The following is a 1,295-nucleotide window of genomic DNA, read 5'->3' on the forward strand; positions in this document are numbered from 1 at the left end:
TAACGCTGCAAGGCAATAAAAAACGCCGCCCATCGTGAGATGAGCGGCGTTTTTTATTGCCTGCGGGCAAGCATCACGCAAACCTTGTGGGAGCGAGCCTGCTCGCGATGGCAGGCTCGCAATCGCACAGGTCGGTCAGACAGCCAGCTTGTAAACCAGCGCCGAAATAGCCACCAGCCCCACCGCGGTAACAAACACGTTCGACGCCTGACCGCGATAGCGCGCCATCGCTGGCACCTTGCGAATCGCGTACATCGGCATCAGGAACAGGATTGCCGCAATCACCGGCCCACCGACCGTTTCGATCATGCCCAGGATGCTCGGATCAAGCGTCGCGACGATCCAGCAGATCACCAGCATGAACGCCGCCACGATGCGATCCAGCGTTTTCGCGCCCGGACGCTTGCCGCTCTTGACGATCAAACCCTTGAGGCCTTCGCTGGCCCCGATGTAGTGGCCGAGGAACGACTTGGAGATCGCCACAAACGCAATCAACGGCGCCGCAAACTCGATGGTCGGGTTGCTGAAGTGGTTGGCCAGGTACGACAGGATCGACAGGTTCTGCTCTTTCGCCTCAGCCAGTTGCTCCGGCGACAGGGTCAGCACGCAACTGAATACGAAGAACAGCACCAAAATGACCATCAATGCATGAGCGCGCGCGAGGATCTGTGAGCTGCGCTCGTCGGCGTGCACACCGTAACGACGCTTCTGGTCCATCGCGAACGCCGAGATGATCGGCGAATGGTTGAACGAGAACACCATCACCGTAATCGCCAGCCACAGCGTATGCAGCAGCGCTGACGGCGCCGGCACTTGCGAGGCTGTGGCGAGGATGCCGCCGTTCCAGTGCGGGATCAGGTACACGGCGAGGAACAGCAGCGCGACGATGAATGGATAAACCATCAGGCTCATGGCCTTGACGATCGCCTGTTCACCGCAACGCACCACGGCCAGCAGGCCGAGTATCAACACGAACGACAGCAGCGCGCGCGGCGGCGGTGTGATGTGCATTTGGTGTTCGAGGAAACTGGCGACCGTGTTGGTCAGGCCGACGCTGTAGATCAGCAGGATCGGGAAGATGGCAAAGAAGTACAGCAGCGTGATCAAGGCACCGGCCTTGATACCGAAATGCTGCTCGACCACTTCGGTAATATCGGCACCTTCGCGACCGGACAGCACAAAACGGGTCAGGCCACGGTGAGCGTAAAACGTCATCGGGAAGGCCAAAAGCGCGAGGATAACCAGCGGCCAGAAGCCACCCAATCCTGCGTTGATCGGCAAAAACAGGGTGCCGG

1 protein-coding gene is annotated in these 1,295 nt (G+C 59.7%); it reads right to left on the reverse strand.

The window, feature by feature from the left end:
* Positions 1-135 precede the first annotated feature (135 nt).
* Positions 136-1,295 (reverse strand): aromatic amino acid transport family protein (locus D6877_RS14485; RefSeq protein ID WP_130911238.1); only part of this gene is annotated, 1,160 nt, incomplete at its 5' end.

This window comes from Pseudomonas sp. Sample_9, from assembly GCF_004307535.1.
Lineage (GTDB): Bacteria > Pseudomonadota > Gammaproteobacteria > Pseudomonadales > Pseudomonadaceae > Aquipseudomonas > Aquipseudomonas mercuritolerans.